The sequence below is a fragment of the Thermococcus pacificus genome (assembly GCF_002214485.1).
In the GTDB taxonomy this organism is placed as follows: domain Archaea; phylum Methanobacteriota_B; class Thermococci; order Thermococcales; family Thermococcaceae; genus Thermococcus; species Thermococcus pacificus.
In genome coordinates, this window is sequence record NZ_CP015102.1 from 476,527 (window position 1) to 499,588 (window position 23,062).

General features: G+C 55.7%; 22 protein-coding genes and 1 other RNA gene. 10 read left to right on the plus strand and 13 right to left on the minus strand.

Features of this window, described 5'->3' with window-relative positions; translation table 11 throughout:
- Positions 1–873 carry an EamA family transporter gene (locus A3L08_RS02705; RefSeq protein WP_088853577.1) on the plus strand — a complete coding sequence of 291 codons (873 nt, stop codon included), beginning with the start codon at positions 1–3 and terminating at the stop codon, positions 871–873.
- On the opposite strand, the gene glnA is transcribed toward A3L08_RS02705, so the two are convergent.
- Positions 870–2,195: a type I glutamate--ammonia ligase gene (gene glnA / locus A3L08_RS02710; RefSeq protein WP_088853578.1), complete on the minus strand. Its 1,326-nt coding sequence runs from the start codon at positions 2,193–2,195 to the stop codon at positions 870–872. The genes A3L08_RS02705 and glnA overlap by 4 nt on opposite strands.
- Positions 2,196–2,415: 220 nt before the next feature.
- Here glnA and A3L08_RS02715 point away from each other — a divergent pair, with 220 nt between their 5' ends.
- The 4 genes from A3L08_RS02715 (at position 2,416) to rnpB (ending at position 5,178) form a co-directional block, all read left to right on the plus strand.
- Entirely contained in the window at positions 2,416–2,823 is a 408-nt protein-coding gene (locus A3L08_RS02715; protein WP_088853579.1) for a DUF61 family protein, read from the plus strand.
- Between the two features lie 6 nt (positions 2,824–2,829).
- Positions 2,830–3,105 (plus strand): hypothetical protein, encoded by a 276-nt coding sequence (locus A3L08_RS02720; RefSeq protein ID WP_088853580.1) that lies wholly within the window; start codon positions 2,830–2,832, stop codon positions 3,103–3,105.
- Between the two features lie 41 nt (positions 3,106–3,146).
- Entirely contained in the window at positions 3,147–4,778 is a 1,632-nt protein-coding gene (locus A3L08_RS02725) for a COG1361 family protein (protein ID WP_088853581.1), read from the plus strand.
- Between the two features lie 78 nt (positions 4,779–4,856).
- Positions 4,857–5,178, plus strand: an RNA gene (gene rnpB / locus A3L08_RS02730) — RNase P RNA component.
- Between the two features lies 1 nt (position 5,179).
- Here rnpB and A3L08_RS02735 read toward each other — a convergent pair.
- From A3L08_RS02735 to priL, 3 genes are read right to left on the minus strand one after another with little or no spacing between them, the layout of a single operon-like run.
- Positions 5,180–6,028, minus strand: coding sequence for a DMT family transporter (locus A3L08_RS02735; protein WP_088853582.1), 849 nt, complete (start codon positions 6,026–6,028; stop codon positions 5,180–5,182).
- On the minus strand, positions 6,025–7,065 hold the full coding sequence (gene priS, locus A3L08_RS02740; protein ID WP_088853583.1) for a DNA primase catalytic subunit PriS: 1,041 nt from the start codon (positions 7,063–7,065) through the stop codon (positions 6,025–6,027). Before priS ends, A3L08_RS02735 begins: the two co-directional genes overlap by 4 nt.
- Complete coding sequence (gene priL, locus A3L08_RS02745) at positions 7,058–8,299, minus strand: DNA primase large subunit PriL (RefSeq protein WP_088853584.1); 1,242 nt, start codon at positions 8,297–8,299, stop codon at positions 7,058–7,060. The genes priS and priL overlap by 8 nt, the downstream gene beginning before the upstream one ends.
- 234 nt (positions 8,300–8,533) lie before the next feature.
- On the opposite strand from priL, the gene A3L08_RS02750 reads away from it, so the two are divergent.
- The 3 genes from A3L08_RS02750 to A3L08_RS02760 all read left to right on the plus strand — a co-directional run bounded on the left by A3L08_RS02750 (position 8,534) and on the right by A3L08_RS02760 (position 11,631).
- Complete coding sequence (locus A3L08_RS02750) at positions 8,534–9,283, plus strand: ATPase domain-containing protein (RefSeq protein ID WP_088853585.1); 750 nt, start codon at positions 8,534–8,536, stop codon at positions 9,281–9,283.
- A gap of 69 nt (positions 9,284–9,352) precedes the next feature.
- Positions 9,353–10,519 (plus strand): hypothetical protein, encoded by a 1,167-nt coding sequence (locus A3L08_RS02755; protein ID WP_088853586.1) that lies wholly within the window; start codon positions 9,353–9,355, stop codon positions 10,517–10,519.
- A complete protein-coding gene (locus A3L08_RS02760) occupies positions 10,501–11,631 on the plus strand; it encodes a tripartite tricarboxylate transporter permease (protein ID WP_088853587.1) in 1,131 nt (376 codons plus the stop codon). Before A3L08_RS02755 ends, A3L08_RS02760 begins: the two co-directional genes overlap by 19 nt.
- A 14-nt stretch (positions 11,632–11,645) precedes the next feature.
- On the opposite strand, the gene A3L08_RS02765 is transcribed toward A3L08_RS02760, so the two are convergent.
- Positions 11,646–11,954, minus strand: a complete 309-nt coding sequence (locus A3L08_RS02765) for a DUF5748 family protein (protein WP_088853588.1) — start codon at positions 11,952–11,954, stop codon at positions 11,646–11,648.
- Positions 11,955–12,025: 71 nt separating this feature from the next.
- Here A3L08_RS02765 and A3L08_RS02770 point away from each other — a divergent pair, with 71 nt between their 5' ends.
- On the plus strand, positions 12,026–13,216 hold the full coding sequence (locus A3L08_RS02770; protein WP_088853589.1) for a class I SAM-dependent rRNA methyltransferase: 1,191 nt from the start codon (positions 12,026–12,028) through the stop codon (positions 13,214–13,216).
- Between the two features lie 85 nt (positions 13,217–13,301).
- On the opposite strand, the gene A3L08_RS02775 is transcribed toward A3L08_RS02770, so the two are convergent.
- From A3L08_RS02775 to A3L08_RS02795, 5 genes are all read right to left on the minus strand, one after another.
- Positions 13,302–14,045 carry a methyltransferase domain-containing protein gene (locus A3L08_RS02775; RefSeq protein WP_088853590.1) on the minus strand — a complete coding sequence of 248 codons (744 nt, stop codon included), beginning with the start codon at positions 14,043–14,045 and terminating at the stop codon, positions 13,302–13,304.
- Between the two features lie 29 nt (positions 14,046–14,074).
- Positions 14,075–15,337 carry a serpin family protein gene (locus tag A3L08_RS02780; protein ID WP_088853591.1) on the minus strand — a complete coding sequence of 421 codons (1,263 nt, stop codon included), beginning with the start codon at positions 15,335–15,337 and terminating at the stop codon, positions 14,075–14,077.
- 82 nt (positions 15,338–15,419) lie between these two features.
- The gene (locus tag A3L08_RS02785; RefSeq protein WP_088853592.1) at positions 15,420–16,688 is read right to left on the minus strand and encodes a M20 family metallo-hydrolase; all 1,269 of its coding nucleotides are present in this window, start codon (positions 16,686–16,688) and stop codon (positions 15,420–15,422) included.
- A gap of 13 nt (positions 16,689–16,701) precedes the next feature.
- Positions 16,702–17,037 (minus strand): PqqD family protein, encoded by a 336-nt coding sequence (locus A3L08_RS02790; RefSeq protein WP_088853593.1) that lies wholly within the window; start codon positions 17,035–17,037, stop codon positions 16,702–16,704.
- Positions 17,038–17,092: 55 nt separating this feature from the next.
- Positions 17,093–18,967 (minus strand): OPT family oligopeptide transporter, encoded by a 1,875-nt coding sequence (locus A3L08_RS02795; RefSeq protein WP_088853594.1) that lies wholly within the window; start codon positions 18,965–18,967, stop codon positions 17,093–17,095.
- Between the two features lie 302 nt (positions 18,968–19,269).
- On the opposite strand from A3L08_RS02795, the gene A3L08_RS02800 reads away from it, so the two are divergent.
- Positions 19,270–20,085: an MBL fold metallo-hydrolase gene (locus A3L08_RS02800; RefSeq protein WP_088853595.1), complete on the plus strand. Its 816-nt coding sequence runs from the start codon at positions 19,270–19,272 to the stop codon at positions 20,083–20,085.
- Here the strand turns inward: A3L08_RS02800 and glmM are convergent.
- Genes glmM through A3L08_RS02815 form a run of 3 tightly spaced genes read right to left on the minus strand, consistent with a single transcriptional unit; the run spans position 20,082 to position 23,038 of the window.
- On the minus strand, positions 20,082–21,452 hold the full coding sequence (gene glmM / locus A3L08_RS02805; protein WP_088853596.1) for a phosphoglucosamine mutase: 1,371 nt from the start codon (positions 21,450–21,452) through the stop codon (positions 20,082–20,084). The two genes, A3L08_RS02800 and glmM, sit on opposite strands and share 4 nt — an antisense overlap.
- 30 nt (positions 21,453–21,482) lie before the next feature.
- Positions 21,483–21,887 (minus strand): UPF0146 family protein, encoded by a 405-nt coding sequence (locus tag A3L08_RS02810; RefSeq protein ID WP_088853597.1) that lies wholly within the window; start codon positions 21,885–21,887, stop codon positions 21,483–21,485.
- Between the two features lie 32 nt (positions 21,888–21,919).
- Positions 21,920–23,038: an ABC transporter ATP-binding protein gene (locus A3L08_RS02815; protein ID WP_088853598.1), complete on the minus strand. Its 1,119-nt coding sequence runs from the start codon at positions 23,036–23,038 to the stop codon at positions 21,920–21,922.
- Between the last annotated feature and the right edge of the window lie 24 nt (positions 23,039–23,062).

Consider the following 23,062-nt stretch of genomic DNA (forward strand, 5'->3'; position numbering starts at 1 on the left):
ATGAGGCGCGGTTACCTTTTTGTTTTTCTGGCCGCAAGCATGTGGGGGACCCTGGGTATATTCGCCAAGTACCTCGACGGCTTTGGCCTGAGCACCTTCACTATGGTCTTCTACAGGGTTCTCTTTGCGGTCGCCCTTCTGGCGGTGTACCTCAGGATTAGGGGCATCGGTTTCTCCATCGAGCGTTCCAGATTGAAGTTCTATGCTCTCTACGGCTTCTTCAGCATATTCTTATTCTACACCCTCTACTTTTACACGGTGACAATATCTTCCGTCTCGTTTGCCGTCCTCTTGCTCTACACGGCGCCAGTCTACTCGATAGTCCTTGGGAAGTTGATCTTCGGAGAAAAGCTGACTGGAGAAAAGGTTCTCGCGCTGTTCCTCGTGATGGCGGGTGTCGTTCTCGTCAATGGGGTGAACAGTGGCTTCTCGACTAAGGCCCTCCTCTTCGGCCTCCTGACCGGATTTACCTACGCCCTTTACGGCGTCCTCGCCAAGTTTGCGGTGAGGAACGAGGAGCCTGAGAAGGCCCTCTTCTACACACTTCTCTTCGGCCTCTTTTTCCTGCTCCCCTTCACGGACTTCAACGTTCCTGCTGGAGCGGTTCCCTACCTCTTCGCGCTGGCCTTCTTTCCGACGTTCCTCGGCTACATCCTCTACAACCATGCCCTGAAAGAGGTCGAGGTCAGCAGAGCGAGCATAATAGCAACCGTTGAGCCTGTCGTGGCGATAACACTCGCGTTCCTCCTCTTTGGGGAGACGCTGAGTCCCAGGCAGATAATAGGTGCAGCCCTCATAATCGGCGGTTCCATAATAGTCCATGCCAGGGAGAAAGAGAGGCTGGAAGAAGCGGCCCTTGAAGAGGGCCATTAGAGGTGGAAATACCTCTCGAGCTCCCACTCGGTCACCTTTTTCGTATCTTCCGGCAGACCCTTGGATTCAAGGTACTCTGTGTAGGCATCCCACTCGGCTTCCTTGTACTTCATGAAGTTCCCGTAGGCACCTCCGAGGGATTTCCTGACGACCTTATCTTTCCGCAGGGCATCGAGGGCCTCCGACAGGCTTCCCGGAAGGGTGTCTATACCAAGTCTTTCGCGTTCTTCCTCCTTCATCTCGTACACGTTGGTCTCAACGTAGTCCCCGGGTTCGAGTCTGCGTTTTATGCCGTCGAGTCCCGCCAGCAGAACCGCTGCAAAGGCGAGGTATGGGTTGGCACCAGGGTCCGGACAGCGGTACTCTATTCTCGCTCCGTTGCCCCTGAACGCAGGAACGCGTATCAGAGAGCTCCTGTTGCGGTATCCCCAGCTGATGTAAACGGGTGCCTCGTAACCTGGAACGAGGCGCTTGTAGCTGTTCACAGTCGGGTTTGTAAGTGCAGTTAAAGCCTTCGCATGTTTCAAGATTCCAGCCATGAAGTGGAGCGCCGTCTCGCTGAGTCCGTCTTCCCCAATGAACGCGTTCTTCCCGTCCTTCCAGAGGCTTATGTGGAGGTGCATCCCGTTGCCCGGAAAGCCGTAGAGGGGCTTGGGCATAAAGGTCGCGTACAGGCCCCTCATCTCTGCAACGGCTTTAACTGTGTACTTGAAGCTCACTATGTTGTCGGCGGTTCTGAGGGCCTCGTCGTAGCGGAAGTTTATCTCGTGCTGTGCGTTTCCGACTTCGTGGTGGAGGACTTCCGGTTTCAGTCCTAAGTACTGCATGTAGAGTGCTATTTCTCTCCTCACTTCCCTAGCTCTGTCAAGTGTGATCAGGTCGAAGTAGCCGCCTCCGTCAGGCAGCTGAAGCTCCCAGGTTCCGTTCTTTTTGAAAAGGTAGAACTCCGGCTCGGGCCCGATGTAAGCCTTAAAGCCCTCCTTCTCAAGCTCCTCCAGGGCATCCCTGAGAACCCCTCTGGGGTCTGCCCTGTAGGGCTTTCCGTTCTGGTATACGTGCCCGTACACCCTGGCTATCCCCTCCCAGGGAACTTCAGTGTAGGTTTCGGGGTCCACCTTGAACATCAGGTCGCTGTCCTCTATCCCCTGGAAGCCTGGTATTGAGGAGCCATCGAAGGATATCCCATCCTCAACTGCCTCGTCGTACCTCTCGATGGGTATCTCCATTCCCTTTGGGACGCCGTTGATGTCGACGAAGACGAGCTGAACAAAACCGGGTTTTTTTATTTCTCCGCCCGCCAGCACGGTGGAAATATCGTTCATTTTTATCACCATTCATTGTTTTGATGTTCATTTTTTGTGTCCACTTAATGGACGATTACTTCAATAAAAGCCTTTTTAATGAATTTTTGTCGTTATGACAGGGAGAAGATGAGGGATCCACGCCTTTGACGATAGAATGTTTAAATATCCGTCAAAGACCTACTTGTTTAACAATTTAATGTCAAACAAAGCTTTTTGTGCCTCAGCCGTAGGCATGAACATGCCGACAGCAGAGGACATTCTGAACAGGGAAGTGGCAAGGGTCAACCTCCACCTCCCGGCATTCAGGCCAACCCTCTCCCGGCTTCTGGCGGAGGAAGAGCCAAGGGTTAAGCTCCGCGACGGGAGCTACCACTACTTCAAACGCTCCGAGCTGGAGTATCTGGCGAGCCTCCTTGAAGAGGAGGAAACCGAACGCCTGAAGGTCCCGATAGTCCTGGAGATAAGCACGGTTTACAGGGGCTATTTCAGGGTCAGGGGAGCAGTTGAGGTCAAGGTCATCGACAAAATCCTCGGAACCTACGACATCCTTGAGGAGAAGAGTGAGGAGCTGTATCCGAGGTACCTCCTCCCGAAGATAAGGCGGGCCCTCCCCACGACCACTACCTACGCCTTCATAGCGGAGTGATGAAGTATGGACGAGGAAACCAAAGTGCTCAGGGATTACCTGATCTTCACCGTCCCCCACGTCACGGTTCTGGCCGGAGCCGTTCTGGGGGTTCTCATGATAGTGGGAATACCCGTGAACGTAGCTTTAGGAATCTTTGCAATCCTATATGGGCTCATGCTCACGATCCTCGGGCTGATAATTCGACCCCATGTTTCAGGTAACACTGTCTACCGGCTTTCCATGGCATTCTTTGTGAGTTTAATGATCGTCGGGGTCATAATACTGTTCTATGGAGGGTAGGGTTTATATTGGTAAAAGTACAATTAGCAGTGGTGGGAAGGATGCGAAAAGTGGTACCCGTCTTTATCCTGCTGTTGCTCGTCATCTCGATGCTGCCGCGGGTTTCAGGCCAGTTCGACCAGCTCGAAACGAGCGATGAGATAACCATCCTGCGGGATGACTACAGCTCGGGTATGATATGGCTGACGAACGCGGGCGGCCTCACTTACAAGGTCGTGAGCTACCAGCGCTTCTGGGTGGAGGATTCTGAGGGGAACAAAATTCCCGGCTTCGAGTTCAACATCTCCCCCAGTGTCTTCACTGATTGGAGCCCAAAGGGTAGGTACTCATTCTCATACAACATCTCCTGTCCATCGAACGTTTCTGGTGGAACCTACACCCTTTACATGAGGTTTCTGGCCTTCACGCCTGATGGCTTGATGTACATCCTCTTCGCGAGGATTCCCCTCCACGTCATAGCCGAGCCCCTGAACTTTGGAGTTGCCACTGCCTATGTCCAGAGCCGGCCCAGCTCGTCATACGTCCTCAACGGGGAAAAGATAGTTGTCTTCTCCCATGTTGCCAACATAGGCCATAGGGACGTCCCTGCGGTTGGAAGCGTCTCCTTCGTAATGAATGGGAAGACCTACTTTTCTGATTCCCGGAACCTAACCCTTGTTCCCGGCGATAACCTCGTGAAGTTCGAGATACCTGTGGGATACGACCTCCCTGAGGGTTCCTACAGGGTGAACTATCGGATCAGATATTCCGGCGGTGAGTACACATACTCCAAGGACTTCCAGGTCAAGTTTGGGGTAACGCTCGTCGGCGTCTCCCTCAAGTCCGGAGAGGTCAGCGTAAACGAGGAGAACACCGCCTACTTGACCCTCCTTTCGGAGAGGGTCATTGACCTGAACCTGACCGTTGAGGCCTACAGGGGCGGAGAGCTCGTTTCGAAGGCCACGAAGCCGGTGAGAGTCGTCAGGGGGACGACCGTCCTCGAGGCCTCTCTTCCCACCAACGTCTCGGGAAACATCACCGCCCTCCTGAAGCTGACCTACGGGGAGAGGCTGATTGGGGAGGACAACGTGACGTACACGGTTTCGGCACCTCTCGTTCTGAAGAACGTATCGTACGAGAGGACCTCTGAGAACGAGGTTACTTTCAGGCTGACCCTCTGGAACCCCTCGGAGAGCGAAGTAGACGGGATTCTCACCTACCGCATATCAACGGACGACGGCGTCCTCTACAAGGACTCGATAAAGCAGTCGATACCCTCTGGAAGCAGCGAGGTCACAGTGAAGTTCGAGATTCCAGTCGGGAAGACGGTCTATTACGAGTTCGCGCTTGTTTCCGCCGGGGAGAGCAGTTCGATAAAGGGACAGTTCTACCTCGAGCCCCCGGCACCGCCGACTACTACAACCCGGCCCCCAACGACAACCACCCCGTCCACGACGACCTCCTCAAACACAACCACGGCCGCGGGCGGTGGCGGTTCGAGGGAAACCTGGATAGCCCTCGTCCTGGTGGCCTTCATCCTGCTGGCGGTGGGGACGTGGTACTACCTCAGGGAGCAGGGAAGCACTAAGAAGCGCGTCCGCCCTAAACCAAAGAGACGCTCACCTCTCGGCAGGTTCAAGAGGCCCAAAAAGCCGGAGTTCAAGGAGAACAAGGAGCTCCCGAAGAGAAAGTAGTGCACACCCCGTTCTACCATCTATTCATTTCCGCTACATTCCAAACCTTTTTATCCCCCCGTTCGATAGTTCCTACAGGCGAGGGGGTCGGGGGCTCTCGGGGCACTCCCGAGGAAGTTCCGCCCACCTCACCGGGGCCGCGGTGCCGCAAGGCACCGGCCGAGAGGCCGGGCAACGGCGCAGAAACGACACGGCCTCCGGGGGATGTGGATGACGCGCGCGAAGGGCCCGGTGACGGTGCCCGAGCTAACCCGCAGACTATCCCGGAGGATGCGGTGAAACGGCCGTCCCGCGGGGTGCAAGGCCGAGGGAGGGGCGATGAGTTCCCGGTGCGAGCCCCGTGGTAGGCCGCTCAGTCGAATGCCCCCTTGATACAGAAGGCGGGCTACGGCCCCCTCGCCTCACCTTCTACTCAAAATGTCCAAAGCCGATGCGAGGAGTATCAGCGCACCTCCCATAGCCGTTGTAAAACCTGGCACTTCACCGAAGACGAGAAAAGCGTAGACCACTGCGCTCATAGGGTCGAGGTAGCTGAGCAGAGCGGCCTCGTTTACCTCCACTGTTTTGAGGCCGTCCATGTATAGGAAGAGTGCCAAGACGGTGTGGACGACCACGAGAACCAGAACCGCCCACCAGACCGGCGTCCCCGTATCCTGGACTGCCACGAAGGGGGCCAGAACGAACGAGGCTATAGCCAGCTGAAGGAATGTCAGAACTTTCCCATCAACGTCCCGAAGGAAGCGGCCGAAGTTTGGAATGAGCGCGTAGAAGAACGCCGCGACGAACGCCAGGAGTATCCCAACGAAGTCCCTGTCGTTGAGGCTCAACCTCTGACCACTTATTATCAGCGCCAGCCCCAGAAAGGCCATTCCTATAAGTGCCCACCTTTTCCCCGCGATCCTCTCGTTAAGGAAGCGCCATGAGATCAGCATTGCCAGTATCGGGGAGGTATAATAAACGAGGACCGCGTTGGCTATGGTCGTGTAGTTGAAGGCGGTGAATAGGAACGCCCAGTTGAGAGCCAGGGCAATACCAAGGCCGATGAACGGCTTCCACTGCTGCCTGAGCAGGCCGGGAAGCTCCGCGAGCTTCTCTTTTTCAAGCAGGCCCATTATGGTCAGGAGCAGGATTGACCCCAGCGAGACCCTGGCGAAGGCTACCCCCAGCCCGGAGAGGCCAGAAAATCGCGCGAAAATCCCTACACTTCCCCAGATGAGCATGGCAGTGGCTATCTTAACCCTTCCGTTCATAGATCATCACCGTGTTCCTCGAGCCACAGCCTGTAGGCCTCCCTGACCTCCTCGCGCCTGAACCTCGGAACCGCGTCCTCAAAGGGATTGAAGCGTTCCAGCTTTCCCTCGTCGGGGCCGATGTACGTGGTTATAAAGCCCACCTTGGAGTGCAGGCTAGACGGCAGGCGAAGGATTCTCTTTACGTCGACGGTGACGCGACCGTCGAAGTAGGCCTTTGAAAAGGTACTAGACAGTGCGAAGAGCTTTGTGAGTGTTTTGTAGCCGATGCCCTGCGGGAACGCCGTCAGCAGGCCCTTCCTCACGAAGTTCTCGTATACCTCCTCCCGGTTCCCCAGGAGTTTTTCCACCTGCCCCCTCCTGAGGTTTATGTTGACGAGGTGGTTCTCGTTCATCCTCCTCAGGAAGTACCCAAAGCGCAGGCGGAAGACCCGGTAGTAGCCCGAAGAGAGCATTATCCGCCTGCTCCGGATGTCGTCGAAGGTTATCTCCTCGGCCGCGCTTATGTAGGAGAGTACCTTCTCCCTCGCCTTCCCATCGAGGGTCATCGCCCAGTCGTCGAGAACCCTGATGTGGTATCCCCTGCCGGAGTAGATCACGTGAACGCTTTCGAAGCCAAAGTCCTCCTTCAGCACTATCAGCGTATCCCTTGCGAGTTCCTTTGCATCCTCAAGGCAGATTGGACAGACCCTGCCGTGTTCGTGGATGTGCTGGCACCTCCGCAGGGGCAGATCCTTGGCGTCGATGTCGAAGACGAGCTCCGCTCCCAGCCAGCCCTCCATCTCCCTGGGCTCCTCATAGAGGGCAACCGAGGAGTAGACAGCGTAGGGGGCGGTGGCCTTCATGTAGTCCTCAAGGTCGCGGACGTCGAGGAAAACGTTCTTCCTATCGCTCGGGCCCTCCCCCGTGTGGTCAAAGCCAAACTCCCTGTTCTCAAGGGTCTCTACTATGAACTCCGGCAGCCTCTTTGCGCTCCATTCCCTCCTGTAGTACCGCACCCTCTCCTCCTTCGTTGCTTCCCTGAACAGCTCACTCATTATCTCTCACCCCTGCCCCGGCGGCTTCGCCTGTGTTCTCTTTAGAGGTTTCCTGAGGTTTGCTCTTTTTGTTCTCGAAGTAGAGCTTCCTGAGGTAGTACGTCAGCGGATTCTTGATGTTCCTACAGTCTCTATCTGGCTTGCACAGCTCGGGCGCGTTTGCCCTTATCTTCGAGCAGTTGGGTGGGAAGTACCAGGGCGAGTTTCCGCTGTCCTCGAGGGTTGGCTTGTCGGTCAGGCCAAAGCCGAGGTGGTACCAGATGTTCTTTATCTCGTGGGGCTGATCCTCGAAGAGAGGCGGACTGCAGCGGTTTCCTGCCTCAATGATGACTGGGAGTATCTCCTTCTCAATGACATCGAGGCTCTGGACGCAGTCCCTTACCCTGACGTCTCTCCTCGGCGGGTTGGGACAGAGCCTCGCATAGCTCAGGAAGCTAGTTAGGAGGACGGTTATGGCGTAGTTCCTCAGGCCCGATGGGACTCCGCCGAGGGCGATCTTGACACACGGTGGGAAGAGGTCGAAGCGAAGCGGCTGGGCTTCCGCTCTCCCGAGCTTCTCGAGCCTCTCCTTGAAGTGCTCCCTCGCTATCTCACCAAGTCTCTCGTAGAGCTGGAGGTAGTACGCTGGAAGTTCGTCCCTCACCTCGTAGAGCAGGTTCACGGCTCTCTCAAAGCTCCTCTCGAAGGAGCGCCTCCACAGCTCCACGGACTGGTTCCAGGTCAGGTAGGCGTAGCCGTTCCTCACGTAGACCTCCTTAAGCGAGCCGTCCCACAGTTCCAGGAACTTTGAGAGGCTTAACCTGTACTCGAGCCTCAGCTTCCTCCTCTCCTCTTGGGAGAGCTCGGTGTGGTGGGTTCTCTCCAGTATGATCCTGTCTCTCTCCGGAATCTCGTCTCCCCTGACGGTTTCGAGCGGCAGGGACGTCCCCTCGAGGGTTCTCGCCCGTTCTATCCTCGCCGAGTATATCCTCAGGTTTGCCTCCCTGACGAGCTCCATCTCCAGCCCGTAGGGTGAAAACGCGAGTGCTCCCAAGAGGGCGTAGAAGGTGAGCAGGTCCCTTATACCATCGAGCTCAAGAACTTCCTCGGGTATCTTCCCGGAGTCAACCCATCTGACCCTCTCGAGGGCCGTCTCGAGTCCGACGTACGAGGGGATTACCATGAGCAGCTCGGTTATTCCACCGAACTCCTCTTTAACTAACCTCCGGGCCTCCGCCCCGAATGGATCCAGCATGGCTTCACCTCTCATGAATAGGTATGCCTATGGAATAAAACAGTTTTCCTTTTACCTTTGATGGTATCCGAAAGATTGACTCAATTCTCTGGGTTCAAGCCTCTGAACGTTTGGATACTTTTCAAATTCGTTGTGAAAAGGCGGAATTTTTCCAAAAGTTTTATATCTCCTTGGTGCTGCATTTTATACTAGAGAAGAGTGTGAGTTCGCAACGAACTCCAGAAGGTGGTTTGTATGGTCACAGAATACACTGTTGAGAGGGTAAAGAGCGGAATCCAGGGGTTTGATGATCTAATCGAAGGTGGATTCCCGAAGGGTACCACGGTTCTCGTTACCGGTCCGACTGGGAGCGGCAAGACCACTTTTGGCGTTCAGTTCGTTTACAAGGGTGCCGAGCTTTACGATGAACCAGGAGTCATTGTCACCCTTGAGGAGAGGTCCCGCGACCTCAGACGGGAGATGCTCGCTTTTGGCTGGGACATCGGGAAGTATGAGAGGGAAGGGAAGATAGCCATAATCGACGGTGTTAGCGCCGTTGTCGGTCTTCCCTCCGAGGAGCAGTACGTCCTCGAGGGCAACCTTAACGCAGAGGACTTCCTTCGCTACGTCTACCGCGTGGTCAAGGCCATCAATGCCAAGAGGCTCGTAATAGACTCCATACCCTCGATAGCCTTCAGGCTTAAGAAGGAGGAGGAAATAAGGTCGGTCCTGCTCCAGTTCAACACCATACTCCTCGAGATGGGGGTTACCTCGATACTAACCACCGAAGCTCCTGACCCCTCCCGGGGCAAGATAAGCCGCTATGGCATAGAGGAGTATATAGCAAGGGGGGTCATCCTCCTCGACTTCGTTGAGAAGGAGGTCGAGCTCAAGCGCTACCTCCTCATAAGGAAGATGCGCGAGACCAAGCACTCCATGAAGAAGTATCCCTTCGAGATTAACGAGAATGGCATCGTCGTCTACCCGAGCGGCGAGCTATACTAACTCTCCTTCCCTTGTCGATTCCTCTCTAATAGAGTAAACTTTTTAAGGTTTCATTGATTACTTTCAATCATGGTTACGAGAGAAAAATTATCCATCGTACTCATTGCGGCCCTGCTCACGGTTCTCGGCCTCCTCTTAGTGACCGGAAACGAACGGGTCGAGTCCAAATCCTTTGTGGGACTCTGCGTCTACTCCGGTGAGGGGTTCTCAGTCCTGACTGACGGAGAGAGAACCGTCGGTGTGTATGCCTCCTTAGAGCTGGGCAAGGTTTACAGGGTTGAGGGGATTCCCTTCAACTCAACGTCCGGCCTTAAGATACGGCCTGAGAGGGTATACCCCTCCACTCCGACGTTTCCCCTCGATTCTATCACCGGTGCCTACTGGCTGTCCGGGGTCTCCTACCTGCTCACCCCCGCTAAGGTGAGGCTGGCCTTACCCCTGCCGGCTGACAAGGGTGAACTCGTGAGGGTGAGCGGTCTCTGGTACGGCGAAAAGTTTTATCCTGTAAACCACACCCGTCTGGGCTTCCCGAAGAAGCCCTCTGATGACATGCCCTGGGCCGTTGAGGGCGTGGTACTCTACTCGGGCGGGAAAACAATTCTCTGGAACGGGAGCGAAGAGGTGGTCCTCTACCTACCCTATGGGGCTGAACTCAAACTCGGGCAGAGGGTGAGGGTCGTTGGGATAGTCCGGTTCTACTCTAAGCTCTCGCTTTTTGTCGATTCCCCCGCTGACGTAGTTGTCACTGGAACCGCCGAGAAGAAACCTCTTCGAAAGGCGCGTGTTGGAGACGTCGCCGTGGGAAACTGCACCGCGGTCAGCGCCGGCCGCTCCCTGGGGTTGGACTGCACGGAACTCAGGCTCTACGGCTTCTCCGCGAGGGTAGGGGATAGTATTCACTTTGAGGCCCTCTGGAGGAGATCCTCCCTAATCTGCCTCAATTGCACTGTAACCGTTCCGCGCGAGGAGCTTCCGAACGACATCTGTTCCTTCTCTCCCGGGGAATTCGCGAGGATATCCGGAAACGTCTCCTGGGTGAGGGTTTACAAGAATGGCTTCGGGATAGCCAACGTTACCAGCGGCCGATGCTGGGTCCTCCTCAAGCTCAGGAAGTCCCTCGGAGTTTCAGTTAGAGCCAACCAGACCGTTACCGCATACGGCTTCTTCACGACCTACCGGGACATGCCCGCCTTTGAGGTTAAATCCGGTGATGACCTGTGTTCAGGGAGCTGCTGATTGGAATCGCGGGTGGTACTTTCAGCGGCATCTCCCCTGGGATACACGTCAACACGCTCGCGGCTTTTCTCTCGGGGCTCGGTGTTGGGGACAACCTCGTCCTCTTCTCGATGGGGCTGACCCATACGTTCTTGGACGTTATTCCCTCGGCGTTTTTGGGCGTTCCCGATGAGGGCACGGCCCTTGGAATACTGCCTGCCCACAGGCTCGTACTGAGGGGCAGGGCCATGGAGGTCGTGATGATAGCGCTGTGGGCAAGCTTCTTGGCGGTCGTTCTGACCATTCCATTCATTCCGATATACATGAAACTGGCCCCTATATACAGTCCTCGGATTGGGCGCCTCCTCATCTTCCTTCTCGCGGCTTTTCTGATCCTCACCGAGAGGGGAACAAAGAGACTTCACGCCCTCGCCATTTTCATTCTCTCCGGCATCTTAGGAGCCCTGACTTTTCGCCTCGACCTCAACCAGCCCTTTTACCACCTCTTTACCGGCCTTTTTGGGATCTCAGTTATCCTGCTGGCCCTGAGAGGAAGGGGTTCACTTCCCGCAGCCACGGATGATGGAGACGTACTAATGGAGCGTGGCAGGTTCCTCAGGTTCTCCTTCCTAGGAACCGTTCTCGGGATGGTGGCCTCCCTGGTTCCCGCCTTCACGGCCTCCCAGGCCGCTCTGATAGGCTCCTTCCTCTCGAGGGACGAGCGCTCCTTCCTTACCGTGGTCTTCTCGGTTAACACTGCAAATTTCCTCTTCTCCTTCGCTAACTTCGTCGCAACGGGGAGGCAGAGGAACGGCATCGTGGCCCTGATGAACCAGATCCCTGAGAGGGCGCTCACTACCTATCTCCTCGCGGCACTCTTCGTTTCAATGGCGGTTCTCCTCTACGGGGAACCTTTAGCGGCCCTCATACTCAACCTCCTGAAAAGAGTTCCATACCGCTCCATGAACGCGGGGGTTCTCCTCTTCCTCGTCTTTCTCTCGTACGTTTTTGATGGGTTACTCGGCATTCTGGTGCTTGCTGGGGCGACGATAACAGGCTTGCTGGCCGCTACGATGGGTGTTAAGAGAACATGCTGTATGGGGGTTCTGATGCTTCCGATAATGATTGGGTAAGAAGGGAAGAAGAATCAGGCGGATTTCTCCTTCATGATCCTCTGGAGTTCAGCGTAGTCCGTTACTATTCTCTTGCCGTCCAGTGTGGTGAAGTACGCTTTCTTGACCTTCACCTTCTTCATTTCCGTGTACTTCATCTCGGGCGGATCGTAAGAACCCGGTTCAACGACCTCGTCCTCCACGGTGTACGTCTCGAGGTCGGGCTGGCCGACGTATTTCCAGACCTCATAGAACACCTCTGGCTCGAGGTGGATTTCGCCGTCGACCTCTACCCAATCCTCCCCAATCTCCTCGAGAAACTCCTTCACTACCTCAAAGTGCATAGAACCACCAGTATAATATAGGACGCTAAGGGTTATATACCTATCGCCGAACTTCAACCGGTGGTGAGAGAATGGCGAGGGTAATCGTTGACGCTCAAGCAGCGAGAGCAATAGGAAAGGGCGCGATGATAGTCTTCAAGAAGGGAGTGGTGAGAACCGAGGGCGAGTTCTCCCCCGGTGATATTGTGGAGGTCTACACTCGCGGGGGCAAGTTCCTCGGCAAGGGCTTCGTGAACCCCCACTCCAACATAATGGTCAGGCTCATAACGAAGGACCGCGAGACGGAGGTCAACAAGGAGCTTTTCCGCGAGAGAATTAAGAAGGCCAACGAGTACAGGAAAAAGGTGCTCGGCTACGACAAGGCCTACCGCATGGTTTACGGCGAGGCTGACTACCTGCCCGGTCTCATAGTCGACCGCTTCAACGAGATAGCCTCCGTTCAGATATCGAGCGTCGGTATGGAACGCTTCAAGATGGAGGTCGCCGAGGCCATAATGGAGGCCGAGCCGGAGGTAGAGACCGTCTTCGAAAAGAACACCGGGAGGTCAAGGAGACGGGAGGGCTTACCGGAGATTGAGCGCGTTCTCCTTGGGAAGGAGAAGTATCGCACCATAATAGAGGAGGGCAAGGCCAAGTTCATCGTCGATATGAGGGGACAAAAGACCGGCTTCTTCCTCGACCAGAGGGAGAACAGAATCGCCCTGGAGAAGTACGTCAAGCCTGGAATGCGCGTTCTGGACGTTTTCACATACACTGGCGGCTTCGCAATACATGCCGCTGTGGCAGGTGCCGACGAAGTCGTTGCAGTCGATAAGTCTCCCTGGGCCATCAACATGGTGAAGGAGAACGCCAAGCTCAACGGCGTCGAGGATAAGATGAAGTATATAGTTGGTTCAGCCTTCCCGGTCATGGAAGAGATGATAAAGAAGGGCGAGAAGTTTGACATAGTGATACTCGATCCCCCGGCATTTGTCCAGCACGAGAAGGATCTCAAGCGCGGATTAAGGGCCTACTTCAACGTGAACTACGCCGGCCTTCAGCTCGTCAAGGAGGGTGGAATACTCGTTACCGCCTCCTGCTCCCAGCACGTCGACATGCAGGCATTCAAGGACATGGTTATTGCCGCGGCCGCAAAAGCTGGAAAGTTCCTCAAGATGCTCGAACCATACAGGACACAGGCCCCAGACCACCCGATATTAATGGCCTCAAAGGACACGGAGTATCTCAAGGCACTCTTCCTCTATGTTGAGGATACGAAATGAAGACTTCCCCCACAGGAGGGACGATGAGGAGAAAGCACCTCCTCTGAGACCGGCGTGAGTGCTGAGACGCCCACGGTCTGAGTCCCTAAAGTGCTAAAATCAAACTGTGCCTCCACCGGGTTCCGGCCTTGAAGCGGACGTCTCTAACTGAATAGCCCAGTTCCTCTCCCCTTTTCGTTATTGCGTTTATCAGAGGTTTCTTGTCCGGAAGAAAGAGCGCCACTTTTCCACCAGGCCTCAAATAGTCAAGTGCCTCCTCTATCAGCCTCACCGAGAACTCCTCACCGTATCTTCCTCCCCCAACGCCTTCCCTTTCCGTCAGAACACCTTTGGTAGGGGCCTCGTAGTAGGGCGGGGCGGAGAAGATGACATCAAAGGTCTTGCCTTCTGGGATAACTCCGCGGATTATTCCGCCGTCACTCTTTATCAGCCTCACATTCGCGCGGTTTTTTTCGATGTTTCTCCGGGCATATTCAAAGAACTCGTCGTCAAGCTCTGTCGCGGTAACGTCGCAGTTGAATATTTTCGCCGCCAGGAGGGTCATCAAAGCCGTGTGCCCGGCTCCTATCTCCAGAACCCTTTCACCACCCCTCAAAAACGTCTTCATGAAAAGGTAGCGCGAGACAGGGGTGGTGACTAGGCCCTTTGGGTGGTATTCAACGTCTAACCCAAAGAGGGCTTTGGCAATCGCCCTGTTGTAGAGTATCCGGGCTTTTCTGTTCGAGAAGTCGAGCCTTCCGCGTTCGTCGAGGTATTTTTCAAGCTCGGGGAAGAGCTTCACCGCTTCCTTAACTGGCAGTCCGAGCTTTCCGTCCTTCCAGAGGGGCATGAAAAAAGTTGGGGGGAGAATTTAAAAGCTCACTCCTTCGGGTTCACCAGCCTGCCCATGAAGAGTATCGCGCCAGTTTCCCTGTCGTAGATGAGGAATATGAAGGGGCGATCTGCATTGAATACCTTGAAGTTTTCCTGCCCCGGCACGGCGGCCAGAGTCATCGTGACGGCCGTTACCGCTGCCGCCTCGGTTCCATTCTCGGCGACGCTTATGAGGGTCTTATGGAGGACGTCGCTTATCACAAGATTGCCTCCCGGCGATATCCCCGAAAAGCCCGGCACCTTAAAGGCGCTCCCCATTCCCATATCCGCGAGGATGTCCCTCAGGTGGTACTCCTGCGCGACCCTGAACTTCGGGAGGGTCACCTTCACGCTCTCCTCAGTCGTACCGTTCATAATATCCTCTATAAACTCGGTGCTCAGTTCGTTCTCGACTTTCTCAAACTTCCCCTCTCTGGGAAGGATTATTAGCATACTCAGTCTTCCACCCTCGTAGGGCAGCTCGAGGGCCTGGAGCTCATTGTTTTCAAAGTATGGGAACTTCCCCCTCTGGTGCATCATCGGAACCGTAACCGGGCCCGAGGGCGAGTGGAAAGTCCCGTTCCTCGTCTCGCTCGCCTCGAACCTGCTCGACCAGTTGCCCTTGAAGTAGATCGCGTTCGTTATTATCAGCCTCGTGTCGGGGCTGAGCTTCGATAGGATGTCCTTGATCCTTCCGTTCGTCTGCTCCTCAACCCAGTCGTTTATCTCCCTCGCGGATCCTTCGGGGTCGTTCACGAAGTCTACCTTATCCACTCTTCCCAGGTAGAACGTCCTTATGACCCAGAGGTACTTCTCATCGATCGGGTAGTCCCTCTGGATCCAGAGCGCATTCGCGCTTCTGAGGACGTACGGAGAACCATTCGAGGTTTTCAGGGAGAGCAACAGGTACCTGAAGCCCACCCACCTCGTGTCATTCTCAGATGGCAGGTGGAGAACCTTTCCCATTTCCTCCCGCGTAGCCCCGCTTGCCCCATCGTATGCCATCGCGAGGGCGGTCTCAACGCTGTAGGGCGAGAAGAACAGGTTGTCCTCCCCTCCTGCCAGCTCCCGGTAGAGGTCGACGGCAAAGGCGTTGATTCCCCGAACTATAGGGGCTTCCTGCCCCTCTTTCAGCACATCGTATTTCGTTCCTGGCGGCGTGAAGGTTGAGCTGCTTGAGGTCGGGGACGGTTTGCCGTTCTCCGCCTGCCCGAGACAGCCCCCAACGATGACGGTGAGGAGTATGGCCAGTAGAACCAGTCGCCGCATCGAATCACCTGGGGATAGTACGCCAGGGAAGTATAAATACCCCTCGACGGCTTCAAAACCGTTTGAAACAAAAAGGAAAGGATCAGAGAAGTGCCAAAGCAGCCATGACCTTGGCATCCTCGACCATGTTCTCTATCTTGGCATACTCGTTGGGCTGGTGGGCCATCTCATCGAGGGTCGCCCACACAACGGCCGGGATTCTGAGTTTCCTGAAGAAGGCCGCGAAGGTCCCTCCGCCGATTCCTCCCACAGTGGCCTCCTTGCCGCGGAGCTTCCTGAGTGCATCCTTCAGGAGAACAACTATCTCGCTGTTCGGGTCGGTCGGGGCGGGGGCGTCGAGGCGCTGGAGAACCTCGATCTCTATCTCCGGAAGGGTTTTGCCCTCGATCTCCTTCCTATACCTCTCCTTGACCTCCTCGGCAAGGACCTTCGCGTCGTTCAGTATATCATCGAGGCTGTATCTCGGCAGAACCCTGCAGTCGAAGACCACTTCGTGCTCGCCCGGGGCTATGTTGGGGCTGTCAGCCGGGCCGCGAACCATCGTCGGCTCGAAGGTGCTCTTCGGCGGGTCAAAGAGCTCGTCCTCCTCTGAGTACTTCTCGTGGAGGAGTTTATCAAGGTGGTAGGCGTAGTCGAGCGCCACGCGGTGGGCGTTGAGGCCCTTGTCCGGCATGCTGGCGTGAACCTGCTTACCCCTGACCTTGACCCTGAACCAGAGGATGCTCTTCTCAGCGACCTCAATGAATGTTCCATCCTCGTTTCCGCCGTCTGGAACCAGAACGAGGTCGTTCTCCCTGAAGAGCTCAGGGTGCTCCTTCATGAGCCACCCGATTCCATACTTGCTTCCAGTTTCCTCGTCGCTGACGAAGGCAAGGATTATTGTTCTCTTCGGCCTTATCCCGAGGTGCATCATGGCTTTAACGGCGTAGAGGCTCGCAACGAGGCTCTGGCCGTTGTCCTCGCTTCCTCTACCATAGACCTTTCCGTCCTTTACGAGGGGCTTGAACGGCTCGGTTACCGTCCACTTGCTCAGGTCGCCGGGCGGGACGACGTCGATGTGGGTGAGTATCCAGAGCCTCTCGCTTTCCTCGCCCTTTTCACCGTAGTAGTAAGCCAGAATGTTGGGCCTGGCGCCGTTCTTGGCCCTCTCGTCGGGCGCGTTGTAGACCTCCACCTTGTCGAAGGGCCAGTCCTTTATCATCTCGAGCAGCTTCTGGGCCTTGTCGTATTCGCCCTCGTAGCCATAGTCTGGGCTTATCGCCGGGATTTTTATGAGTTCAACGAGGGTTTCCACCATCTCGTCCCGGAGGTTTTCGATCTCCTGGGAGACCTTATCAAGGGTTTCGCTCATTTCAATCACCACCTCAGACTATATCGTCAGCCCTTTTAAACTCAACCAGATACCTTTTCCTCAGTTCTAAAAGAAACGTCACCAGGCGCTCGTAGAGGGGCTCAACTTCCTCCCCGAAGCGCGCCTTCAGGGCCTTTCCTATCTCTCCGATGGTTCTTCTGCCATCGCAGAGCTCCCAGATGTATGCCCCCACTTCGTCGAGTTCTATCCTCCTGTAGTCCCCGTGGAGTTTTCTGGCCAAGAAGTCGAGCTTTGACTCCATGGGGACGAGAAGGTAGTACTTTCCCTCGATCTTCCTGAGCTGGACTTTCTCGTTGCACACCGGGATAAGGTTCAGGTACTCTTCCATGGTCTTTCCTCCGGCACCTGAAATTTAAAGGTTGGGAAGAAAAGGGAAAAAGGACTCACTTCTTCCTGCCGGTAATGTAGAGCCAGGTTGCTATTCCAGCCAGGAGGATGACTCCCAGGAGGTTGCTGCTGAAGCCGATGCTAGGTGCAACTCCTGCAACGATAAGAGCAGCGAAGGTGATTCCCATGAGGGCCTCACCTGCTATGAGCCCCGCCGCACCAAGGACACCCGGGTCAGTCGGGTTCTCTGCGCTGTCTCCCCTGGCCTTGGTGACGAAGTGCCTGATGAGGCCGCCGAGGAATATCGGCACGCCGAGGCTGAGCGGCAGGTAGATTCCAACCGCGACCGGCATGACCGGCGTCCTGAACTTGGAGCCCTTCATGGCGAGTATCTCGTCGAGGATTATGAGGACTATGGCTATGCCTGCTCCGATGTATATCATGTTCCACTCGAGGTTGCCGGTGAAGACACCCTCAGTGACCTTGGCCATGAGGAAGGCCTGAGGGGCCGCGAGGGCGTTCTCTTTGGCCGTTGGGGTTCCGGCTATACCGTAGGCCTGGATTAGGAGGTTGAGCACAGGGGCCATAACAAAGGCCGCCGCGAAGACACCAATGACCTCAAAGACCTGCTGCCTCTTGGGGGTCGCACCGACGAGGTAACCTGTGGCGAGATCCTGCATGGTGTCTCCCGCTATAGCGGCTGCTGTACACACGACCGCTGCCACGAGAATGGTGGCCACCATACCCTCGGTGCCGGAGAGGCCAAGGGCCTTGAGGATGAGGGCCGTGAAGAGGAGGCTCATGATGGTGATTCCCGAGACGGGGTTGTTCGACGAACCAACGACACCCGCGAGGTAGCCGGCTATCGCGCTTCCGAAGAAGCCGAGGATGAGCATTATGACTGCCATTATTGCCGCAATCCCTATTGAGTCAAGGATGTGGGCGTAGAGGAGGAACAGTGGAATCACGAAGGCTGCTATGAGCATCAGGACGTAGTTAAGCGGCAAGTCCTCCTCGGTTCTGGGAAGGGTTCCTCCGGCCTGTCTGTGCTTGGCCGCCTCAAGTCCAGCCCTGATGCCTCTCGATATTGGCCCCCTGAGCTTGATAAGGCTCCAGAGGCCGCCAACGACCATTGCGCCGACACCCATGTACCTGATCTTGGTACTCCAGATGGTCCAGGCGAGGTCGAGCGGGCTGAGGTCAGTGTGGCCCATCTGGCCTGCGTAGATAGGAATGGCTATGAACCAAGCAATGGCGCCGCCGAGGAACACGAGAAAGGCTATGTTGAGACCGACGATGTAGCCGACAGCCACGAGTGCAGCGGAGAGGTCGCTTCCAATGTAGTAAACGCGCGAGCCGACTGCCTTGGCGGCCTCAACGGTCCCTGCCCAGAGACCGGAGCTGCCAAAGAGCTTGAAGACACCTCCAAAGATTCCGCCCCAGAGTATCGGCTTGGCGTGGCTTCCGCCTTTGTCTCCCGCGATGAGGACCTCGGCACATGCAGTACCCTCGGGATAGGGGAGCTTCTCCTCGGCTATGAATGCCCTCCTGAGCACTATGGTGAAGAGGGCACCGAGGGCACCTCCGAGGGCCGCTATTATGGTCACGATGTAGTAGGGGAACGTGGTGTAGTATTCGAGCACTATGAGGGCCGGGAACGTGAAGATGACTCCAGCCGCGAGGGACTCACCGGCGGAAGCCGCTGTCTGCACCATGTTGTTCTCAAGGATGTTCCTGTCTTTGAAGGCAAAGAGTAGTGCCATCGATATAACAGCTGCAGGGATGCTGGCGCTGACTGTCATACCCGCGTACATTCCGAGGTAGGCGTTTGCCGCACCCATTACAATCGAGAGCAAAACACCGAGGACAAACGCCTTAACGGTGTATTCGGGCAGGGATTTTTCGGGGGGTATGTAAGGTTTGAACTCCACTTCCGTTCACCTCCGAGATTTGAGAGGCGCAAACATCTTCGCGCTCTGTGTTGAAAAACGTTTCGTAAACTGAACCCCCATAATGCTTGCGTTACTCTTTTTTGTAACAATATACTACAATAACACATCATACTTTGCCTAATGCTCAGATAAGTATAACTGCATGTTAGCTCAACGGTTCATAAATCAGCATTTTCATACATGGATGTGCACGTTTTTTCCAGCGGTACTCCTCGGCCAATGCCCTTATATACGGAAAAAAGTGATACTCCTACGTCTGCAAAAGAAACGGGGGTGGAGAGTTGATAGAGCTAACGTTCCTCGGGAGCGGCGGTGGGCGGTTCATAACCATAACCCAGTTCCGCTCCACGGGGGGATTCCACATACGCGCGAGCAGGAACATATACGTTGATCCGGGACCGGGTGCCCTCGTTAGGAGCTGGCGCTACAAGCTCGATCCAAGGAAGCTCGACGCCATATTCGTCTCCCACAGGCACGTCGACCACTGCAACGACCTCGAGGTCATGGTTGAGGCTATGACCGGGGGAGCACTCAAGAAGAGGGGAACGCTGATAGCCTCAAAAAGCGTCGTCTACGGCGATGAGACCCACACACCCGCCATAAGCAAGTACCACCTTGACGTGCTGGAAAGCGTTCACATACCCGAGCCGGGGAGCAGGATACCCATTGGTGAGGATGAGTTCATAATAACACCCAGCCAGCACTCAGATCCAACGACCATCGGCTTCCGCATGAAGACCCGGTTCGGTGACATCTCGTACATACCCGACACGGCATACTTCGATGGCCTCATCGAGTGGCATGATGGCGCAAGGCTGCTCATAGCGGCGGTAACAAGGCCCCGGGACATGGGCATTCCCTACCACCTAAGCACGGACGATGCAGTTGAGATGCTGAAGAGCATGGAAAAAAAGCCCGAGGCACTCGTCATAAGCCACATCGGCATGAAGATGCACTTTGCCAACCCCTACAAGGAGGCCAAGTACATCGAGAACGTCACCGGCGTCAAGACTTACGTCGCCAAGGAGGGCTTCAGAGTAATGGTAGAAAAGAACGAGATATCCGTCAGAACTCTAAGACCGGCGAGGTTCGTTTAATCCCCCTTATTTTTCTTCGCTTTTTCCACGGCTTCTCTGACCGTTCTGTAGGCGAACTCAAAAAGCTCGTCACGCCTCTTTTCGCTCGGCGCCTCGACGACGACCCTTATCTTCGGCTCGGTTCCGCTGGGCCTCACGAGAACCCAGGAGCGGTCCTTCAGGTTGAAGCGGTAGCCAGAGATCGTCAGAATCTCCTTTATCTCGTCCCCGAGTTTTTCTTCCACGACTTTTGCCGAACTCTCAACGACCCGCTTCTTTAGCTCATCTGGGCAGGGGACGTTCTTCTTCGTGAGGTAGAACTCGGGGACGTTTTCCCTGGCTATCTCCGAGAGGGGCTTGCCTTCCTCGTCTATCATCTTGATGAGCAGCCCCATCGTCACGAAGCTGTCTATCCAGGGGCCGAACTTCGGGTGGACGAGCTTCCATGGTTCGGCAGCGAAGATAGCCCCGTATTTCTTTATCCCGTCGTGGGGCTGGCCGAGCGGTATTCTTACAACCCTGCCGCCGGCTTCCTCAACGACGTGGTCTATCCTCGAGCCTGTGTCGATTGAAACCACCACCGTCCCGCCGCCATGCTCTTCGACGTAGCGCTTCGCGAAGAGCGCTATTACAGTGTCCTCCGTTAAGTAGTTCCCCTTCTCGTCGAAGACAGCTATCCTGTCCGCGTCTCCGTCCTGGGCTATGACGAGGTCAACGCCCAGCTCCCTCGCGAGTTCTCCAAGGTAGGCTATGTTCTCGTACCTTGGCTCGGGCTTTCTCCCAGGGAAGTGGCCGTCAACGTGGGCGTTGACGCTTATCACCTTCGCCCCCATCTCACGGAGAAGATACGGGGCCAAGACACTGCCAGCGCCGTTGGCGCCGTCATAGAGGACCTTTAGACTCGTCTCGTGGTTCACGAAGTCGAGAACCGCTTTGATGTAGTCGTCAATGACCTCGATGGGCTTAACCGATTTTATCTCGTCCCAGTTCGCTTTTCTGAAGCTCCCTGAGAAGTAGAGTTCTTCAAGCTCTCTTTCCTGTTCAACGTAGAACTCGGTTCCGTCGCCGTTGAAGACCTTTATGCCGTTGTCGGTCGGGGGATTGTGAGAGGCGGTTATCATCACCCCGCCGTCGGCGTGCTCCCTCGTCGCCCACGCCAAAGCGGGCGTTGGGATGAGTCCGAGGTCGAGAACCTCCTTTCCCGTGCTGAGAAGGCCGCTTATCATTGCGCTCTGGAGCATGACGCTCGAAGTTCTCCCGTCCCTCGCGACGGCAACGCTCTCACCGTCAACGTAGGTTCCGATTGCCATTCCCATCCTCATTGCGAGCTCCGGCGTGACCTTCTCCCACAGCGTTCCACGTATTCCTGCCGTGCCAAAGAGCTTCATTCACACCACCGATACTACTTCGGCGGCCGCTTAAATAGGTTTGGCCGTGTATATCGCCAGCCCTCTAAAGTTCACGAGCCTCAGGGCTTTCGGCATTGTATCGCCCGTGAGGGGAAGGATGTAAACCGGGACCCCGAGCTTCTCCCCGAGTTCGAGGATGGGCTTTACTATCTCAGGAGTGGGTCTAACCGAGTAGAGCGCTTTGACCCCGAGGTAGAGGTCGAGGCTCGGGCTGAAGAGGTCATCCCTAACTGCGTTAAGGCCCAGCTCCCTGGCTTTCTCGACCGATACAGGGTTCCAGTCAACGGCAAGAACATCGTAGCCGAACTCCTTCAGTTTCAAAGCCACCTTGAACTGAAAGCCTATCCCGAGCTCCGCCACCCTGCCAACTGGAACCTCTTTGGCCAGAAACTCCGCAAAGTCCTCGACAGGCATGGAAGAAAATGGGAGAGGGGGTTTAAAAAGCTTCAGAATACGGCCTTTCCGCTCCCCTTCTCGAAGATGTGGACCTTCCTCATGTCGAAGACGACGTCTACCTCCTGCCCCTCCACGACTTTCGACTCCGACCTGAAGGAGCCGAGGAAGGTCACATTACCAACGCGGAGGTGGACTATCTTCTCGCTTCCGAGGTTCTCAATGATGTCCACCATGGCCCTGACCATGTTCTCCCCGGGGACCTTCACTTGCGCGAACATTGCGTCGTACAAGTCTTCAGGCCTTATTCCGAAGATGACGTCCTTTCCGAGGTAGCCCTTCTCTTCCAGCACCTCAACCTGGTCGGGCAGGAGCTTGAGCCTGAAGGGGCCGAAGTCCACGAAGCCGTCCTCGGTTATAGTCGCGTCCATGAAGTTCATCGGCGGCGAACCTATGAACCCTGCCACGAACGTGTTTGCAGGTTTGTCATAGACTTCCTCCGGCGTTCCGACCTGCTGGAGCTCACCCCTGTTTATCACCGCAATCCTGTCGCCCATGGTCATTGCCTCGACCTGGTCGTGAGTGACGTATATCGTCGTGACCCCAAGCTGTCTCTGGAGTTTCTTGAGCTCGGCACGCATCTTCACCCTGAGCTTCGCGTCCAGGTTGCTCAGGGGCTCGTCCATGAGGAACACTTGGGGTTTCCTGACGATGGCCCTGCCAAGGGCGACACGCTGCCTCTGGCCGCCGCTTAATTCCCTAGGCTTCCTCTTGAGGAACTCGGTCAGACCGAGCATCTCGGCGACTTCCCTAACGCGCTGGTCGATTTCCTGTTTTGGAACTTTCCTGAGTTTGAGGGGGAAGGCTATGTTGTCGTAGACCGTCATGTGCGGGTAGAGGGCGTAGCTCTGGAAGACCATCGCAATGTCCCTGTCCTTGGGCGGTACGAATACCCCCTTCTCCGGGTCTGCTACAAGGTTATCTCCGATGTAGATCTGGCCCCTGGTGGGTTCTTCTAGGCCGGCTATCATCCTGAGGGTTGTCGTTTTCCCGCATCCGCTTGGGCCGAGGAGGATCATGAATTCCCCATCCTTAATGTCAAGGTTCATCTCCCTCACTGCCGTGAAGTCCCCAAACTGCTTCCAGACGTTGATGAGCTTCACTCCAGCCATTCTATCACCCCATAAAATTTGAAA

Bases quoted from the DNA above. Each gene is read 5' to 3' on its own strand.
- glmM (WP_088853596.1), bottom strand. From the start codon at position 21,452: ATGAAGCTCTTTGGCACGGCAGGAATACGTGGAACGCTGTGGGAGAAG.
- A3L08_RS02765 (WP_088853588.1), bottom strand. From the start codon at position 11,954: ATGCACTTTGAGGTAGTGAAGGAGTTTCTCGAGGAGATTGGGGAGGAT.
- A3L08_RS02815 (WP_088853598.1), bottom strand. From the start codon at position 23,038: ATGGCTGGAGTGAAGCTCATCAACGTCTGGAAGCAGTTTGGGGACTTC.
- A3L08_RS02790 (WP_088853593.1), bottom strand. From the start codon at position 17,037: ATGGAAGAGTACCTGAACCTTATCCCGGTGTGCAACGAGAAAGTCCAG.
- A3L08_RS02735 (WP_088853582.1), bottom strand. From the start codon at position 6,028: ATGAACGGAAGGGTTAAGATAGCCACTGCCATGCTCATCTGGGGAAGT.
- A3L08_RS02715 (WP_088853579.1), top strand. From the start codon at position 2,416: ATGCCGACAGCAGAGGACATTCTGAACAGGGAAGTGGCAAGGGTCAAC.
- A3L08_RS02785 (WP_088853592.1), bottom strand. From the start codon at position 16,688: ATGAGCGAAACCCTTGATAAGGTCTCCCAGGAGATCGAAAACCTCCGG.
- A3L08_RS02780 (WP_088853591.1), bottom strand. From the start codon at position 15,337: ATGCGGCGACTGGTTCTACTGGCCATACTCCTCACCGTCATCGTTGGG.
- A3L08_RS02775 (WP_088853590.1), bottom strand. From the start codon at position 14,045: ATGCCCCTCTGGAAGGACGGAAAGCTCGGACTGCCAGTTAAGGAAGCG.
- A3L08_RS02770 (WP_088853589.1), top strand. From the start codon at position 12,026: ATGGCGAGGGTAATCGTTGACGCTCAAGCAGCGAGAGCAATAGGAAAG.
- priL (WP_088853584.1), bottom strand. From the start codon at position 8,299: ATGCTGGATCCATTCGGGGCGGAGGCCCGGAGGTTAGTTAAAGAGGAG.
- glnA (WP_088853578.1), bottom strand. From the start codon at position 2,195: ATGAACGATATTTCCACCGTGCTGGCGGGCGGAGAAATAAAAAAACCC.
- A3L08_RS02750 (WP_088853585.1), top strand. From the start codon at position 8,534: ATGGTCACAGAATACACTGTTGAGAGGGTAAAGAGCGGAATCCAGGGG.
- A3L08_RS02705 (WP_088853577.1), top strand. From the start codon at position 1: ATGAGGCGCGGTTACCTTTTTGTTTTTCTGGCCGCAAGCATGTGGGGG.
- A3L08_RS02720 (WP_088853580.1), top strand. From the start codon at position 2,830: ATGGACGAGGAAACCAAAGTGCTCAGGGATTACCTGATCTTCACCGTC.
- A3L08_RS02810 (WP_088853597.1), bottom strand. From the start codon at position 21,887: ATGCCTGTCGAGGACTTTGCGGAGTTTCTGGCCAAAGAGGTTCCAGTT.
- A3L08_RS02725 (WP_088853581.1), top strand. From the start codon at position 3,147: ATGCGAAAAGTGGTACCCGTCTTTATCCTGCTGTTGCTCGTCATCTCG.
- A3L08_RS02755 (WP_088853586.1), top strand. From the start codon at position 9,353: ATGGTTACGAGAGAAAAATTATCCATCGTACTCATTGCGGCCCTGCTC.
- priS (WP_088853583.1), bottom strand. From the start codon at position 7,065: ATGAGTGAGCTGTTCAGGGAAGCAACGAAGGAGGAGAGGGTGCGGTAC.